Origin of the sequence: Pantoea sp. DY-15, from assembly GCF_019795935.1 — a bacterium.
Taxonomy (GTDB): Bacteria; Pseudomonadota; Gammaproteobacteria; order Enterobacterales; family Enterobacteriaceae; genus Pantoea; species Pantoea leporis.
Window position 1 is genome coordinate 485,859 of sequence record NZ_JAIMIF010000004.1, and the last position, 16,717, is coordinate 502,575.

General features: G+C 54.2%; 13 protein-coding genes. 7 read left to right on the forward strand and 6 right to left on the reverse strand.

Annotation, left to right across the window (positions count from 1 at the left end; genetic code table 11):
- Nucleotides 1–59: 59 nt before the first annotated feature.
- Nucleotides 60–956, reverse strand: coding sequence for a carboxylating nicotinate-nucleotide diphosphorylase (gene nadC / locus K5Y32_RS17345; protein ID WP_222185278.1), 897 nt, complete (start codon nt 954–956; stop codon nt 60–62).
- Nucleotides 957–1,138: 182 nt separating this feature from the next.
- Here nadC and ampD point away from each other — a divergent pair, with 182 nt between their 5' ends.
- Together ampD and ampE are read left to right on the forward strand one after the other, a co-directional pair.
- Nucleotides 1,139–1,690 carry a 1,6-anhydro-N-acetylmuramyl-L-alanine amidase AmpD gene (gene ampD, locus K5Y32_RS17350; RefSeq protein WP_192412383.1) on the forward strand — a complete coding sequence of 184 codons (552 nt, stop codon included), beginning with the start codon at nt 1,139–1,141 and terminating at the stop codon, nt 1,688–1,690.
- A 16-nt stretch (nt 1,691–1,706) separates the two neighbouring features.
- Nucleotides 1,707–2,561 carry a beta-lactamase regulator AmpE gene (gene ampE / locus K5Y32_RS17355; protein ID WP_222185279.1) on the forward strand — a complete coding sequence of 285 codons (855 nt, stop codon included), beginning with the start codon at nt 1,707–1,709 and terminating at the stop codon, nt 2,559–2,561.
- On the opposite strand, the gene K5Y32_RS17360 is transcribed toward ampE, so the two are convergent.
- The 3 genes from K5Y32_RS17360 to aroP all read right to left on the reverse strand — a co-directional run bounded on the left by K5Y32_RS17360 (nt 2,543) and on the right by aroP (nt 6,417).
- Nucleotides 2,543–3,496, reverse strand: coding sequence for a family 43 glycosylhydrolase (locus K5Y32_RS17360; protein ID WP_101762097.1), 954 nt, complete (start codon nt 3,494–3,496; stop codon nt 2,543–2,545). The two genes, ampE and K5Y32_RS17360, sit on opposite strands and share 19 nt — an antisense overlap.
- Nucleotides 3,493–4,899, reverse strand: a complete 1,407-nt coding sequence (locus K5Y32_RS17365; protein ID WP_222185280.1) for a glycoside-pentoside-hexuronide (GPH):cation symporter — start codon at nt 4,897–4,899, stop codon at nt 3,493–3,495. Before K5Y32_RS17365 ends, K5Y32_RS17360 begins: the two co-directional genes overlap by 4 nt.
- A gap of 162 nt (nt 4,900–5,061) precedes the next feature.
- Nucleotides 5,062–6,417, reverse strand: coding sequence for an aromatic amino acid transporter AroP (aroP, locus tag K5Y32_RS17370; RefSeq protein WP_110867537.1), 1,356 nt, complete (start codon nt 6,415–6,417; stop codon nt 5,062–5,064).
- A gap of 513 nt (nt 6,418–6,930) precedes the next feature.
- Here aroP and pdhR point away from each other — a divergent pair.
- The 4 genes from pdhR to lpdA all read left to right on the forward strand — a co-directional run bounded on the left by pdhR (nt 6,931) and on the right by lpdA (nt 13,997).
- Complete coding sequence (gene pdhR / locus K5Y32_RS17375) at nt 6,931–7,695, forward strand: pyruvate dehydrogenase complex transcriptional repressor PdhR (protein ID WP_008108566.1); 765 nt, start codon at nt 6,931–6,933, stop codon at nt 7,693–7,695.
- A 127-nt stretch (nt 7,696–7,822) separates the two neighbouring features.
- On the forward strand, nt 7,823–10,489 hold the full coding sequence (gene aceE / locus K5Y32_RS17380; RefSeq protein WP_110867538.1) for a pyruvate dehydrogenase (acetyl-transferring), homodimeric type: 2,667 nt from the start codon (nt 7,823–7,825) through the stop codon (nt 10,487–10,489).
- Between the two features lie 14 nt (nt 10,490–10,503).
- Nucleotides 10,504–12,399, forward strand: a complete 1,896-nt coding sequence (gene aceF / locus K5Y32_RS17385; RefSeq protein ID WP_192235708.1) for a pyruvate dehydrogenase complex dihydrolipoyllysine-residue acetyltransferase — start codon at nt 10,504–10,506, stop codon at nt 12,397–12,399.
- A gap of 173 nt (nt 12,400–12,572) precedes the next feature.
- On the forward strand, nt 12,573–13,997 hold the full coding sequence (gene lpdA, locus K5Y32_RS17390) for a dihydrolipoyl dehydrogenase (protein WP_008108560.1): 1,425 nt from the start codon (nt 12,573–12,575) through the stop codon (nt 13,995–13,997).
- 144 nt (nt 13,998–14,141) lie between these two features.
- Here lpdA and K5Y32_RS25070 read toward each other — a convergent pair whose 3' ends face one another.
- Nucleotides 14,142–14,288, reverse strand: a complete 147-nt coding sequence (locus K5Y32_RS25070) for a Hok/Gef family protein (RefSeq protein WP_222185281.1) — start codon at nt 14,286–14,288, stop codon at nt 14,142–14,144.
- Between the two features lie 283 nt (nt 14,289–14,571).
- A complete protein-coding gene (locus tag K5Y32_RS17400) occupies nt 14,572–15,471 on the reverse strand; it encodes a LysR family transcriptional regulator (protein ID WP_222185282.1) in 900 nt (299 codons plus the stop codon).
- 98 nt (nt 15,472–15,569) lie between these two features.
- Here K5Y32_RS17400 and K5Y32_RS17405 point away from each other — a divergent pair, with 98 nt between their 5' ends.
- Entirely contained in the window at nt 15,570–16,565 is a 996-nt protein-coding gene (locus K5Y32_RS17405) for an aldo/keto reductase (protein ID WP_222185283.1), read from the forward strand.
- The last annotated feature ends 152 nt before the right edge of the window (nt 16,566–16,717 follow it).

A 16,717-nucleotide genomic window follows, 5' to 3' on the forward strand; every position in this document is an offset into this window, starting at 1 on the left:
CAGCATTTTTGAAGCCAGCTCGCATATCTGCCGCGCTAACAGGCGGCAGACTTAGAGCATTAGAGTTCGCGGAAACGCATCGACAGATCCAGCGCATGCACATGTTTGGTCAGCGCGCCGACAGAAACATAATCAACGCCGGTCTGGGCAATTTGCGGCAGCGTGGTTTCGGTTACGTTGCCAGAGACTTCCAGTAAAGCTCGCTTGTTGGTTAGCGCAACCGCTTCATGCATCATCTCAAGGCTGAAGTTATCGAGCATGATGATGTCCGCTCCAGCATCGATGGCATCCTGCAGTTCCGTCAGCGATTCGACTTCAACTTCTACCGGCACATCAGGCGACAGCCACAGCGCTTTTTCTACGGCGTTACGCACCGAGCCGCTGGCGATAATGTGGTTCTCTTTGATAAGAAAAGCATCCGACAGGCCTAAACGATGGTTGTTACCGCCACCGCACAGCACCGCATATTTCAGTGCGGTACGCAGGCCTGGCAAGGTCTTGCGTGTATCAAGCAGCTGGGTTTCGCTGCTCGCCAGCAGGGCGACATAACGGTTGACCTCGGTGGCCACGCCGGACAGTGTTTGCACGAAATTGAGCGCGGTGCGCTCTGCGGTTAACAGCAGGCGCGCCGGACCGGTAAGCTCGAACAGCAGCTGATCGGCAACCAGTGTTTGTCCATCTTCAACATGCCAGGTAAGAGTGACTTTATTGCCAAGCTGGATAAAGACTTCTTCCACCCAGCGTTTACCACAAAAAACACCGGCTTCACGGGTGATGACTTTTGCCACCGCCTGTTTTTCTGCCGGCAGCAGCAACGCAGTGATATCGCGATCCGCATCCACTTCGCCGCCTAAATCCTCCTGAAGCGCCCGGGCAACGGCTTCCGGGATATCCTTTTCAATACGTTTAATCAGTTCCTGACGGCGATGATCGGGATCGTAACGACGCGTTGCCATGGTTTTGCCACTCCACAAGACGAGATTTTGTGCGCTCACCTTAGCCTGATTTATCGGTCATTGCCAGTTGCTGGCGGTGAAATGTTTAGTATCCTGAACTCAGCTGCGTCGGCGCATTAAGTCGCAAGTCTGCTGGGTGAAACATGTTATTCTCAGCCTGATTTTGCTTAGGATTTAACAGCATGAAACTGGAAGAGGGCTGGATTACCAGCGCGCGTAAAGTACCTTCACCACACTTCAATCAGCGTCCAAATGATGAAGTGCCCTCGCTGTTGGTGATTCATAACATCAGCTTACCGCCCGGTGAGTTTGGCGGGCCGTGGATCGATCGCTTGTTTACCGGCACGTTGCCTGCCGATGCGCATCCCTATTTTGCTGATATCGCCCATTTACGCGTGGCGGCGCACTGTTTAATCCGCCGCGACGGCGAGCTGGTGCAATACGTCTCTTTCGATCAGCGTGCCTGGCACGCCGGTGTGTCGCAGTTTGAAGGGCGTGAAAGCTGCAACGACTTTTCCATGGGCATTGAACTGGAAGGCACTGATACGCTGCCCTATACCGATGCCCAGTACGTGACTTTGCAGCAGGTGACTCAACTCCTGCTGCAGCACTATCCGTTGACGCCTGCGCGCATCACCGGCCATAGCGATATCGCACCAGAGCGGAAAACCGATCCCGGTTCCTCTTTTGACTGGTTGCGCTATAAAGAATCCATCAGGCAGGAGAATCCCTGATACAGCAGGAGCGGGTATGACGTTGTTTAGCTTGTTATTAGTTTTAGGTTGGGAACGCCTGTTTAAGTTGGGTGAGCATTGGCAACTGGACCATCGGCTGGAGCCGCTGTTTCGTGGCCGCCAGCGTTTTTCCCTGCTGCGCACGCTGATGATGACAGTGGTAGCGATGCTGATCGTCTGGCTGGTGGTGTGGAGCCTGAAAGGCATCTTGTTTGGCGTGGCGCAACTGCTGTTCTGGATTTTGGTGGGATTGCTGTGTATCGGCGCGGGTTCGGTGCGACTGCACTATCACAGCTATCTCAAAGCCGCGAGCCATGACGATGAAGCGGCGCATCAGGCGATGGCGGCCGAACTGACGCTGATTCACGGCGTGCCGGTTGAGTGCAGCGAGCGCGAGTTCCTGCGTGAACTGCAGAACGCGCTGATTTGGATTAACTTCCGCTTCTATCTTGCGCCGCTGTTCTGGTTTGTGGTCGGTGGACCTTACGGCCCGGTGCTGCTGGTGGGTTATGCGTTTCTGCGCGCCTGGCAGAGCTGGCTGGCGAAGCATCAGACGCCGCTGGCGCGCTCGCAGTCTGGCGTTGATCGTCTGCTGCACATTTTGGACTGGATCCCCGTGCGTTTGGCCGGCGTGGCTTACGCGCTGCTCGGCCACGGCGAACGTGCGCTGCCAGCGTGGTTTGCCGCGCTGGGCGATCTGCATCGCCCGCAATATCAGGTGCTGACCAGCCTCGCGCAGTTCTCGCTGGCGCGCGATCCGCACATGGATAAAGTCGAAACGCCACGTGTTGCAGTGGCGTTGGCGAAACGTATTTCTCTGGTGCTGGTGGTGGTGGTCGCGCTGTTGACGATCTACGGCACGCTGGTGTGATCGGCTGGCGGCACGCCAAAATCCGGTGTGCCGTCTTCACGCCAGTCGAAATATTTCAAGCGCGTATGGCGATTCGGATCCCACAGCGGATCGCCCTCAATTTCGGTGTAATTGCGCGCGTGATACACCAGCACCGCTCTTCCCGCTTCATCCACCGTAAAGCTGTTGTGTCCCGGCCCGTACTGCTGATTATCCCAGCTGGTGGCAAATACCGGTCGCGCGGATTTACGCCAGGCGTTGATGTTGAGCGGATCGGCCAACACATCAATGCTTAATATCCCCAGACAGTAATTTTCATCGGTCGCGCTGGCGGAATAGGTGACAAACAGCTGGTCGCCATGCTGAATCACCGCCGGTCCTTCATTAACGCTAAATCCTGCGCACTCCCATTCATACTCCGGTCGGCTCAGCATCAGCGGGGCGCTTTTTAGCGTCCACGGATTGAGCAACTCGGCGAGATACAGGTTAGAGTTTCCGGGAATCGCCGGATCTTTTTGCGCCCACAGATACCAGTGTTTACCTTGATGGTGGAAGTAGGTGGCGTCCAGTGAGAAGGAGTCGATGGGCGTATGTACGCGGCGGCAGGGCTGCCAGTTACCGCTCAGCGGATCGGCATCATTACACACCAGCGCATACATGCGGTGCTGGAACAGGCCATCTTTTATCGCCCGCGTCGGTGCGGCGGCGAAATAGATCACCCATTGCCCGTTGATGTGATGCAGTTCTGGCGCCCAGATCAGCGCGCTAAACGGGCCGGTATCCGGTTTGTGCCACACCGTTACCGCTTCTGCCTCAATCAGGCCAGCCAGCGTTGAGGCATAGCGAATCTCCAGTCGGTCATATTCCGGCACCGAGGCGATAAAATAGTAGCCATCGGCATGGCGCAGAATAAAGGGATCGGCGCGTTGCGTAATAAAAGGATTGGGCCAGCTCATTTGATCTCTCCAGGTTGCGCGGTCGCAGAGGACGCGATAGGGGATTCGTGGTGTGAATGGGCACGGCGCAGCGCCAGGTCGGCCTGAATCGTACGCATTAAGTTGCGATCCACTTTCATTAAACGCACCACGCCGGCAGTGATCAGATATCCCACGCCCGGAATCACCGTGAACAGCAGCATGATGCCGTTAATCGCGTTGGGGGCCTGCTGTTTTGCGCCGGCATCGTAGCCATAAATCGATAACAGGAAACCGACCATCGCCCCCGCAACCGCCAGCCCCACTTTGAGGAAGAACAGGTTGCCGGAGAAGCTCATACCAGTGATGCGTTTGCCGGTTTTCCATTCGCCGTAATCATCCACGTCGGCCATCAGCGACCAGTGCAGCGGCGAGGGAATCTGGTGCAGGATATTCAGCAGGAAGTAGGCGATGACTACCGTGACGGTGGCGTGCGGATCAATCCAGTAGAAGCCGCAGGAGAACAGCGCCAGCGCGATGTTGGTCCAGAAGAACACCTTGAGCTTGCACCAGCGATCGGTGAGGATTTTCGCCAGCGTGCTGCCGAACATCATGCCGATGACGCCAAGGCTGATAAATAGCGTGGCAAAGTGCGTTGATTGCCCCATCACCCAGGTAACGTAATACATGGTGGCAGCCATGCGGATAAAACCGGGGCAGACGTTGCAGAAGGTGAGCAGCAGAATGCGCACCCACTGATCGTTTTTCCACACGTCGCGCAAATCTTGTTTCAAATCATCGTTGCTTGGCGTCGCAGGATGAATGCGTTCACGCACATTGGCAAAACAGAACAGGAACATTGCCAAACCGATCAGCGCCAGCACGCCCATAGCCATTTGGTAACCGCGCGCTTTGTTGTCGCCGCCAAACCATTCGGCCATCGGCAACAGCGAAAGTGAGAGGATCAGCGTGGCAATGCCCACCATCACAAAGCGATAGGACTGGCATGACACGCGCTCACCCGGATCGTTGGTGATCACACCGCCCAGCGAGCAGTAAGGAATGTTGATGGCGGTGTAAGTGAGTGACATCAGGAAGTAAGTGACAAACGCCCAGATAACCTTGTTGTCGTAGCTCCACTCCGGCGTGGTGAACATCAGCACGCTAAACAGCACGTAAGGCACGGAAACCCACAGCAGCCATGGACGGAAGCGGCCCCAGCGACTGTGCGTACGATCGGCAATCGCGCCCATGATCGGATCGGTTACCGCATCAAGTACGCGTACCGACAGTAATAGCGTACCGACCAGCGCCGGGGCTAAACCAAACACATCAGTGTAGAAATAATTGAGGAACAGCATGATGGCACCGCCAATCATGTTGCATCCGGCATCGCCCATGCCATATCCCAGTTTCTCTCTGAACGAGAGGGCTGCTCCTTTCATTGATCGTCTCCAGCGATATGATGAGCAGGAATTATCTGTGCAAAATCAGTAATCTGCTGGGGAGCAAATGGTCGGGTAGATGGACAAAACGCGCGGGCGGGGAAAAGTGTGAGCCAGATCAGAAGTGCTGCCCGGCAACAGCGTGCCGGGCAGGTAACAACATTACGCTTTCTGTAGTTTGTTCTTGATGGTGTAACCGATAGCCAGAATCACCAGCCAAACCGGGATCAGCCATACCGAAATCGCCATACCCGGCGTCATCAGCATAATGACCAACACACCAGCGAGGAACACCAGGCAGATCCAGTTACCCAGCGGATAGAGCACCGCTTTGAAGCGCGTGGTGACACCTTGCTGGTCTTTCTTTTTACGGAATTTCAGATGCGCGAGGCTGATCATCGCCCAGTTGATCACCAGTGCGGAAACCACCAGCGCCATCAGCAGGCCAAAGGCTTCGCCTGGCATCAGGTAGTTGATCAGTACACACAGCAGGGTCGCTACGGCTGAGACCAAAATGGTGGCGACCGGCACGCCGCGACTGTCCACTTTCAGCAATGCTTTCGGCGCGTTACCCTGTTGCGCCAGGCCGAACAGCATGCGGCTGTTGCAGTAAACGCAGCTGTTGTAGACCGACAGCGCCGCCGTCAGGATTACCACGTTCAGCGCGTTGGCCACAAAGGCATCGCCCAGCTCATGAAAAATCAGCACGAACGGGCTGGTATCCGCCGTCACGCGCGTCCACGGCAGCAGCGACAGCAGCACCGCCAGTGAGCCAATATAGAAAATCAGAATACGCCACAGCACCTGATTGGTGGCTTTCGGGATGCTCTCTTGTGGATTGTCGGCTTCTGCGGCAGTGATGCCCACCAGCTCCAGACCACCAAACGAGAACATAATGATTGCCATCATCATCACCAATCCGGTCATGCCGTGAGGCAGGAAGCCGCCCTGATCCCACAGGTTGCTGACGCTCGCCTGCGGGCCGCCGTTGCCGCTAAACAGCAACCAACCACCGAACAGAATCATGCCGATGACCGCGACCACTTTGATAATCGCGAACCAGAACTCCATCTCACCGAACACTTTGACGTTGGTCAGGTTAATGGCGTTGATCAATACAAAGAAGATGGCGGCGGTGGCCCAGGTAGGGAAGTCAGGCCACCAGAATTGTACGTACTTGCCCACAGCGGTGAGTTCGGCCATGGCAACCAGCACATACAGAACCCAATAGTTCCAGCCCGAGGCGAAACCGGCGAAGTTGCCCCAATATTTGTAGGCGAAGTGACTGAAGCTGCCGGCAACCGGCTCTTCAACCACCATCTCGCCGAGTTGGCGCATGATCAGAAAGGCAATAAAACCGGCAATCGCATATCCCAGAATCACGGCCGGACCGGCCGATTGAATCACTGATGCGCTACCCAGAAACAGGCCAGTACCTACGGCTCCGCCCAGCGCAATCAGCTGAATATGGCGATTCTTTAAGCCGCGGTGCAGCGTGTCGCCATGCTGTTGTTCCATACAAACCTCGTGATGTTGTTATTGTGCACCTGCAGTGCGCGCACTGTAAGGCTGTTTACCTTAATGTATTCTTTTCTTTACGGTATCTGGCGTGCTGTGTGCATGCATGAGCTACCACGGCGTTCAGAATAGTGATAAGCGCGTCAGTTTGCACCTGCTTTTGCTTTTTGTGCTGAGAGATGACTGAAAAAGCAGCAGCATCCTCTGCGCGCCCGTCGCAGTATTTCTGCCATGAAAAAAGGGTGAACACGAATAGGTTTCCCTTATGGTTGGGCCGTTTTCTGGGCGCTAACTCAGTGTAAGGTTAGGTAAAAGTGCAATTCATTAACATTTGCCGCGTGCGGGGGATTTCTCGCTTGATGCCGGTAGGTTGGCGCACCAGCGCTGCGATCATCACATGAAGTGTGACCGCACCCATATAGACACAAGGTGAATACTTTGTTACTTTACCGGCACCATTTTTCAATTGGTATTACCAATTTACTCCGGACGTTTGGCTGATAAGAAGGGAAGATGGCCTACAGTAAAATTCGCCAACCCAAGCTCTCCGATGCGATTGAGCAACAGCTGGAATCCCTCATTATGGAAGGGACGCTCCAGCCGGGTGAAAAACTGCTCCCTGAGCGTGAACTGGCGAAACAGTTTGATGTCTCACGTCCATCCCTGCGCGAAGCGATTCAGAGCCTGGAAGCTAAAGGCCTGCTGCTACGTCGTCAGGGCGGCGGCACCTTCGTCCAAAAAAATCTCTGGCAAAGCCTGAGCGACCCGCTGGTCGGTCTGCTTGCCGAACATCCAGAATCTCAGTTTGACCTGCTGGAAACCCGCCACGCGCTGGAAGGCGTTGCTGCCTATTACGCGGCACTACGGGGAACCGATGAAGATCTGCAGCGCATCCGCGACTGCCATGTTCATATTCAGCAGGCACAGGACAGCGGCGATCTCGACGCCGAAGCGGATGCAGTGATGAAGTATCAGATCGCTGTCACAGAAGCCGCCCATAATGTGGTGTTGCTGCATCTGCTGCGTTCCATGGGCCCTATGCTGGAACAAAACGTCCGTCAGAATTTTGAATTGCTCTACGCTCGTCGGGAAATGCTGGCGAAAGTGAGCGGTCACCGCGCCAGTATCTACGAGGCGATTGTGGCTCGTGAGCCAGAACAAGCACGCGAGGCATCTCATCGTCACCTGGCGTTCATTGAGGAAATCTTGCTGGATAGAAGTCGGGAGCAGAGTCGTCGTGAACGCTCCCTGCGTCGTTTACAGCAACGTAAGGAATAACGCACGGCAACGAACGTGCGGAAAACACGACGGGCCTGTCTTCTTGTGCTGTGAACCAGAAGCAAAGCACAAGAAGACAGGCTCCTGATAATTTCAACGTATTAGACACAGATAAGGAATACACCCCATGTCAGAACGTTTACAGAATGACGTGGATCCGATCGAAACTCGTGATTGGCTACAAGCGATCGAATCGGTCATCCGTGAAGAAGGTGTTGAGCGCGCGCAGTATCTGATTGATCAGGTAATGAGTGCAGCACGCAAAGGTGGCGTGAAAGTTGCCGCAGGTTCCTCTGCAATCAGCAACTACATTAACTCTATTGCTGTTGAAGATGAGCCGGACTATCCGGGCAACACCTCTCTTGAACGTCGTATCCGTTCCGCAATTCGTTGGAACGCCATCATGTCGGTGCTGCGTGCGTCGAAGAAAGATCTGGAGCTTGGCGGCCACATGTCCTCCTTCCAGTCTTCCGCGACCATTTATGAAGTGTGCTTTAACCACTTCTTCCGCGCGCGTAGCGACAAAGACGGCGGCGATCTGGTTTTCTTCCAGGGTCACATTTCTCCAGGTATCTACGCCCGCGCCTTCCTTGAAGGTCGTCTGAGCGAAGACCAAATGAACAACTTCCGTCAGGAAGTGCAGGGCAAAGGTCTCTCTTCTTACCCGCACCCGAAACTGATGCCGGACTTCTGGCAGTTCCCAACCGTATCAATGGGCCTGGGTCCGTTGAACGCGATCTATCAGGCGAAATTCCTGAAGTATCTGGAACACCGCGGTCTGAAAGACACCTCAGCACAAACCGTTTACGCCTTCCTCGGTGATGGCGAGATGGATGAGCCGGAATCCAAAGGTGCGATCACCATCGCTACCCGTGAGAAGCTGGACAACCTGGTGTTCATCATCAACTGTAACCTGCAGCGTCTGGACGGCCCGGTCACCGGTAACGGTAAGATCATCAACGAGCTGGAAGGCATCTTTGCCGGTGCTGGCTGGAACGTGATCAAAGTGATTTGGGGCGGTCGTTGGGATGAACTGCTGCGTCAGGACACCAGCGGCAAGCTGATTCAGCTGATGAACGAAACCGTTGATGGCGATTATCAGACCTTCAAATCCCGTAACGGCGCGTACGTACGTGAGCACTTCTTCGGTAAATATCCGGAAACCGCAGCTCTGGTGAAAGACTGGTCAGACGAAGAGATCTTCGCGCTGAACCGCGGCGGCCACGATCCGAAGAAAGTCTACGCTGCACTGAAAAAAGCGCAGGACACCAAAGGTCAGCCAACGCTGATTCTGGCCCATACCATCAAAGGTTATGGCATGGGTGACACTGCTGAAGGTAAAAACATCGCGCACCAGGTTAAGAAGATGAACATGGATGGCGTTCGCTACATCCGCGATCGCTTCAATGTGCCGGTGGCCGATGACAAAATCGAAGAGCTGCCATACGTCACCTTCGAAAAAGGCTCTGAAGAGTACAACTATCTGCACGGTCAGCGTGAGAAGTTGGGCGGCTACCTGCCAACGCGTCAGGCTGAGTTCAGCGAGAAGCTGGAAATGCCAACGCTGGAAGAGTTCCGTCCACTGCTGGAAGAGCAGAATAAAGAGATCTCCACCACCATCGCCTTCGTGCGTGCATTGAACGTGATGCTGAAGAACAAGTCGATCAAAGATCGTCTGGTTCCAATCCTTGCCGACGAAGCCCGTACCTTCGGTATGGAAGGTCTGTTCCGTCAGATTGGTATCTACAGCCCGAACGGTCAGCAGTACACCCCGCAGGACCGCGAGCAGGTTGCGTACTATAAAGAAGACGAGAAAGGCCAGATTCTGCAGGAAGGGATCAACGAGCTGGGCGCAGGTTCATCCTGGCTGGCGGCGGCGACCTCTTACAGCACCAACAACCTGCCGATGATTCCGTTCTACATCTATTACTCGATGTTCGGCTTCCAGCGCATCGGCGATCTGATGTGGCTGGCCGGCGATATGCAGGCACGCGGCTTCCTGGTTGGCGGTACTTCAGGTCGCACTACGCTGAACGGCGAAGGTTTGCAGCACGAAGATGGTCACAGCCACATTCAGTCGCTGACTATCCCGAACTGTATCTCTTACGATCCGTCTTACGCGTACGAAATCGCGGTCATCATGCAAGATGGCCTGGTGCGTATGTACGGCGAAGCGCAGGAAAACATCTACTACTACATCACCACGCTGAACGAAAACTACCACATGCCTGCGATGCCGCAGGGTGCGGAAGAGGGTATCCGTAAGGGTATCTACAAGCTGGAAACCGTAGAAGGTAGCAAAGGCAAAGTGCAGCTGCTGGGTTCAGGTTCAATTCTGCGTCACGTGCGTGAAGCCGCGCAGATCCTGGCGAAAGATTACGGCATCGCTTCTGACGTCTACAGCGTAACCTCGTTCACCGAGCTGGCGCGTGATGGTCAGGATTGTGAGCGCTGGAACATGCTGCACCCAACCGATGAGCCACGCGTACCTTACATCGCGCAAGTGATGAACGAAGCACCGGCCGTCGCATCGACCGACTACATGAAGCTGTTCGCAGAACAAGTTCGCAGCTACGTGCCTTCCAGCGATTATCGCGTGTTGGGTACCGATGGCTTCGGTCGTTCTGACAGCCGTGAAAACCTGCGTCACCACTTCGAAGTGGATGCATCGTATGTGGTTGTGGCTGCGCTGGGTGAGCTGGCTAAACGCGGTGAAATCGATAAGAAAGTGGTGGCAGAAGCCATCACCAAATTCAATATCGACGCCGATAAAGTTAACCCGCGTCTGGCATAAGAGGTAAGAGAGTAATGGCTATCGAAATTAACGTACCGGACATCGGGGCAGACGAAGTTGAAGTCACCGAAATCCTGGTAAAGGTGGGCGACAAAGTTGAAGCTGAACAGTCGCTGATCACCGTGGAAGGCGATAAAGCCTCCATGGAAGTGCCTTCGCCGCAGGCGGGCGTGGTTAAAGAGATCAAAATCTCGACCGGCGACAAAGTAGAAACCGGCTCGCTGATTATGATTTTTGACGCAGAAGGTGCCGCAGAAGCGGCGCCAGCGCCAGCAGAAGAGAAGAAAGCGGAAGCCGCTCCTGCTCCAGCTGCTGCCGCTGCTGCGGTCAGCAAAGAAGTCAACGTACCGGACATCGGCGGCGACGAAGTTGAAGTCACTGAGATCCTGGTCAAAGTGGGCGACACCGTAACGGCTGAGCAGTCGTTGATCACCGTTGAAGGCGACAAAGCCTCAATGGAAGTCCCGGCACCGTTCGCGGGCGTGGTGAAAGAGATCAAAATCTCCACCGGCGACAAAGTGAACACCGGTTCACTGATCATGGTGTTCGAAGCAGAAGGCGCTGCGCCGGCGGCTGCTCCAGCAGCTAAACAGGAAGCGGCTCCAGCAGCAGCACCTGCGGCGTCTGGCGCTAAAGACGTCAACGTGCCGGACATTGGTGGCGACGAAGTTGAAGTCACCGAGATCCTGGTGAAAGTGGGCGACAAAGTCGCTGCTGAGCAATCCCTGATCGTGGTTGAAGGCGACAAAGCCTCAATGGAAGTGCCTGCACCGTTCGCCGGTACCGTGAAAGAGTTGAAAGTGTCGACTGGCGATAAAGTCAGCACCGGTAAACTGATCATGGTGTTCGAAGTGGAAGGCGCGGCACCGGCTGCGGCGCCTGCGGCTAAGCAGGAAGCGGCTCCAGCGGCAGAAGCCGCGAAACCGGCAGCGGCCCCAGTAGCAGCGAAAGCCGATGCGAAAGGCGAGTTCGCTGAGAACGATGCTTACGTACACGCGACGCCGGTGATTCGTCGTCTGGCGCGCGAGTTCGGTGTTAACCTGGCGAAAGTCAAAGGCACCGGCCGTAAAGGTCGCATCCTGAAAGAAGACGTGCAGACTTACGTCAAAGACGCGGTGAAACGCGCTGAAGCGGCTCCGGCTGCAGCAGCCAGCGGCGGAAGCCTGCCAGGTCTGTTGCCTTGGCCGAAAGTGGACTTCAGTAAGTTCGGCGAAATTGAAGAAGTGGAACTGGGCCGTATCCAGAAAATCTCCGGTGCCAACCTGAGCCGTAACTGGGTGGTTATCCCGCACGTTACACACTTCGACAAAACCGATATCACCGATCTGGAAGCGTTCCGCAAACAGCAGAATGCCGAAGCAGAGAAACGCAAACTGGATGTGAAATTCACGCCAGTGGTGTTCATCATGAAAGCCGTTGCCGCTGCTCTTGAGCAGATGCCACGCTTCAACAGTTCACTGTCTGAAGATGCACAGAAACTGACGCTGAAGAAATACATCAACATCGGTGTGGCGGTTGATACGCCAAACGGTCTGGTGGTTCCAGTGTTCAAAGATGTGAACAAGAAAGGCATCACTGAACTGTCCCGCGAGCTGATGGCGATTTCCAAGAAAGCGCGTGATGGCAAGCTGACCGCCGGCGACATGCAGGGCGGTTGCTTCACCATCTCCAGCCTTGGCGGCCTGGGCACCACGCACTTCGCGCCAATCGTCAACGCGCCGGAAGTGGCTATCCTCGGTGTTTCCAAGTCAGCGATGGAACCGGTGTGGAACGGTAAAGAGTTTGAGCCGCGTCTGATGATGCCGATCTCACTCTCCTTCGACCACCGTGTGATCGACGGTGCTGATGGTGCGCGCTTTATCACCATCATCAACAACACACTGTCCGACATTCGCCGTCTGGTGATGTGAAGTTAATCAAGGCCGGCGAAAGCCGGCCTTGTTGTAAGCATTCAATGTTGCCGCGGTTGGCAGTTTGTTAACAATTCTGTAAACTCTCGCGGTGAAATGTCCCGGCGGATATAGGGCATTAGAGCTTGGGAAAAGCTTTTTCCTGACTGCCGGTAATCAAACAAGAGGTCATGATGAGTACAGAGATTAAAACTCAAGTCGTGGTACTTGGGGCAGGTCCTGCAGGTTACTCTGCAGCCTTCCGTTGCGCTGATTTAGGTCTGGAAACCGTAATCGTTGAGCGTTACAGCACCCTTGGCGGTGTTTGTCTGAACGTAGGCTGTATCCCGTCAAAAGCGCTGCTGCACGTCGCCAAAGTGATCGACGAAGCAAAAGCCCTGGAAGAGCACGGTATCGTGTTTGGCCAGCCGCAAACTGACATCGACAAAATTCGTTCGTGGAAAGAGAAGGTGATCAACCAGCTCACTGGCGGCCTCGCGGGTATGGCGAAAGGTCGTAAAGTGAAAGTGGTGACTGGCCTCGGCAAATTCACCGGTGCTAACACGCTGGTGGTCGAAGGTGAAGGTGGCGCAACCACCATTAACTTCGATAACGCGATTATCGCGGCCGGTTCTCGTCCAATCGAACTGCCATTCATTCCGCACAACGATCCGCGCGTGTGGGATTCAACCGATGCGCTGGAACTGAAAGAAGTGCCGAAGCGTCTGCTGGTTATGGGCGGCGGCATCATCGGTCTGGAAATGGCCACCGTTTATAAAGCGCTGGGTTCAGAGATCGACGTGGTTGAGATGTTCGACCAGGTGATTCCGGCTGCCGATAAAGACGTGGTCAAAGTCTTCACCAAGCGTATCAGCAAGAAATTCAACCTGATGCTGGAAACCAAAGTGACCGCTGTTGAAGCGAAAGACGACGGTATCTACGTATCGATGGAAGGCAAAAAAGCGCCAGCTGACGCACAGCGTTATGATGCGGTGCTGGTGGCGATTGGTCGCGTACCGAACGGTAAAGGCCTTGATGCGGGTAAAGCAGGCGTGGAAGTGGACGATCGCGGCTTTATCCGCGTCGACAAGCAGATGCGCACCAACGTACCGCACATCTACGCTATCGGTGACATCGTGGGTCAGCCAATGCTGGCGCACAAAGGTGTGCACGAAGGCCACGTAGCGGCGGAAGTGATCTCGGGTCTGAAGCACTACTTCGACCCGAAAGTGATCCCATCCATTGCTTATACCGAGCCAGAAGTTGCCTGGGTTGGTCTGACCGAGAAAGAAGCCAAAGAGAAAGGCATCAGCTACGAAGTGTCCACCTTCCCGTGGGCAGCTTCAGGCCGTGCTATTGCGTCTGATTGTGCAGACGGCATGACTAAACTGATCTTCGACAAAGAGACTCACCGTGTTATCGGTGGTGCGATTGTCGGCACCAACGGCGGCGAGCTGCTGGGTGAAATCGGTCTGGCGATTGAAATGGGCTGTGATGCCGAAGATATCGCTCTGACCATTCACGCGCACCCAACGCTGCATGAATCAGTTGGCCTGGCTGCCGAAGTGTTCGAAGGTAGCATCACTGACCTGCCGAACCCGAAAGCGAAAAAGAAATAAGTTTGCGCTTAGAATAAATTAACGGCTCCTTTAAGGAGCCGTTTTTTATTAGTGGTTCTATTTAAATAAAGAGATAAAAAAGGCGCGAGAGCTAACACATGCGCAATGCCGGAATAGCGGGAGCGAACTCCCGCTAATGAAGTTTTACTGTTGTGCTTCGTAAGCCATAACAGCCGATAATTCAGCAGTGAATATCCGTAATCGTAATTCACAGAGTGAACTGCGATTAACCAGACACAATCCTAATAGAATGAGCTCGCTGATAATCAGCTTGCTGAATATAGACTTCATAGTCACGTTCCTCTTGATTTAGCACGAGCAAGCGACTACCCTGACATTGTCTAGGTGTTAGGGTGTTAAGTCGCTCACCCGTGTGGTTAATGAAAATTAATCTCACGGGTTCACTCTCCACAACCTACCCCAATCTTTTCAGCTTGAAGCAAGTTGCCTCAAGCGCCCGCAGGCAGTGTACGCCAAACTTTTTATATTTCACCTTAATTATAAAATTATTTATGATTAATGGATTCATATATTATCTAACCATTTAAATAGATCGAGTAATGGATGTTTTTAATTATATATTAATTTCTTTAAGCCAATCAATAAAATGCCTTAGCGGAGCAGAAAGATATTTACGGCTCGGATAGTAGAGCCAGAATCCTTCTTCTACCTGAGTGAAGTCCGCCAGTATTTCTACTAAGTCACCGCGAATTAAATCTTCCCGCACCGTACCTTGATGCAGAAAGGCAATGCCTACGCCCGCACGGGCTGCCTGTAATATCCGCTCATTGTTATCCAGCACCAGCGACCCTTTCACCGCCACTTCCTGTTTGCGGCCATCCTGCCAGAATTCCCAGCGATAACGTCGTCCACTGGGAAAGCGTCTTTCTATGCAGGGATATTGCAATAGTTCAGCAGGCTGATGCGGTACGCCATGCTGTGCAATAAAAGCCGGGCTTGCCACCGCCAGCGCCCGCATCGGTGCGCCAAATGGCACCGCCACCATATCCTGCGCCAGCACATCGCCATAGCGCACGCCGGCATCAAATCCGGCCTCTACGATATCCAGCAGTGAATCGTTGCTGTCGATCTCCAGTGTGATCTCGGGATAGCGCAGCAAGAACGGCAAAATGAGCGTATCGAAGAACAGCGCTTCCGCCGAGCGCGGCATGCTAATGCGCAATACGCCGCGTGGATCGTTGCGCCAGTCGTTGAGCTCATCCACCGCTTGCGACAAATCGGCAAGCGCAGGCTGAATGCGCTGTAAAAAGCGTTCACCGGCTTCAGTCAGCGCCACTTTGCGCGTAGTGCGATTGAGCAGCCGCACCCCTAAACGCGCTTCGAAATGGCGCATCGCGTGGCTCAGGCTGGAAGGCGTGACGTTGCGCTCCTCCGCTGCTTTGCGAAAGCTCAGATGCTGCGCGATGGCAGCAAACATCTCCAGTTCCAGCATAGACGCACGGTATTTATTCATTGCTGAGTTTTACTCACTAAATCGGCAAGAATGCCTCAATTGTTGCCGTGATTGCTGAGGTTTATAACATTAACACCAACAGCGAAGAGGATTAAACAATGCAACAACGTCAATTAGGCAATCAGGGACTGGTGGTGTCGGCGCTGGGATTAGGCTGCATGGGCATGAGCTTCGCCTATGGGCAAAATGATGAGAAACAGGCGCTGAACACGCTGGCGCGGGCATTTGAGCTGGGGGTCGATTTTCTCGATAGCGCCGAAGTATATGGTCCATTCACCAACGAGAGCTTATTGGCAAAAGCAATAAAAGGGCGCAGCGATATCAAAGTCGCCACCAAGTTTGGTTTTCGCATTACCGATCAGGGCGAAGGCTGGCAGCGGATTACCGGGGTGAATAGCTATCCGGCGCATATTCGTCATGCGGTCGAAGGTTCCTTGCAGCGTCTTGGTGTGGAAACTATCGAACTGCTCTATCAGCATCGTCTCGATCCGGCGGTGCCAATCGAGGACGTGGTGGGCGTGATGGCCGATCTGGTGCGGGAAGGGAAGGTGAAATATCTCGGCTTGTCTGAGGTATCATCCGCCACCTTGCGGCGCGCGCATGCGGTGCATCCGATTTCGGCGCTGCAAAGTGAGTATTCGCTGTGGTCACGCGATCCGGAGCAAGATGTCCTCGCCACATGTAGTGAACTGAACGTCGGTTTTGTGCCTTACAGCCCGCTGGGACGCGGCTTTCTGACCGGCAAATTCCCGGCTGCCGCCACCTTAGCGGAAGATGATTTCCGTCGTTCGCTACCGCGCTTTCAGCAGGATGCGCAGGCTCATAACCAGAAGTTAGTAAATCAACTTACCGAGATGGCTGCAGGTTATGATGCAACAGCCGCTCAGCTGGCGTTAGCGTGGGTGCTGGCAAAAGGCGAGTCTATTGTGCCGATTCCAGGCGCCAGTAAAATCGCCCATCTGGAACAGAACTGTGCCGCCGCCGATTTAGCAATACTTCATACGGATGTCGCCACGCTGGACGAGTTATTTAGCGAGAAAAATATTCTGGGCGAACGCTATAACGACAGCGAATTTATGCTGGTTGATCGTTAACACTCTTCTGCGTACATGAGAACAAGCAGGCTTTCATAGCCTGCTTTTTTATGTGATCCCGCTCAATTTGCAGATGAAGCTGCTAAAAAACGCACGAATGTTGCTTTTTTGTAAACAGATTAACAATCAGGCGAAATGCTGCTATGCTGCCC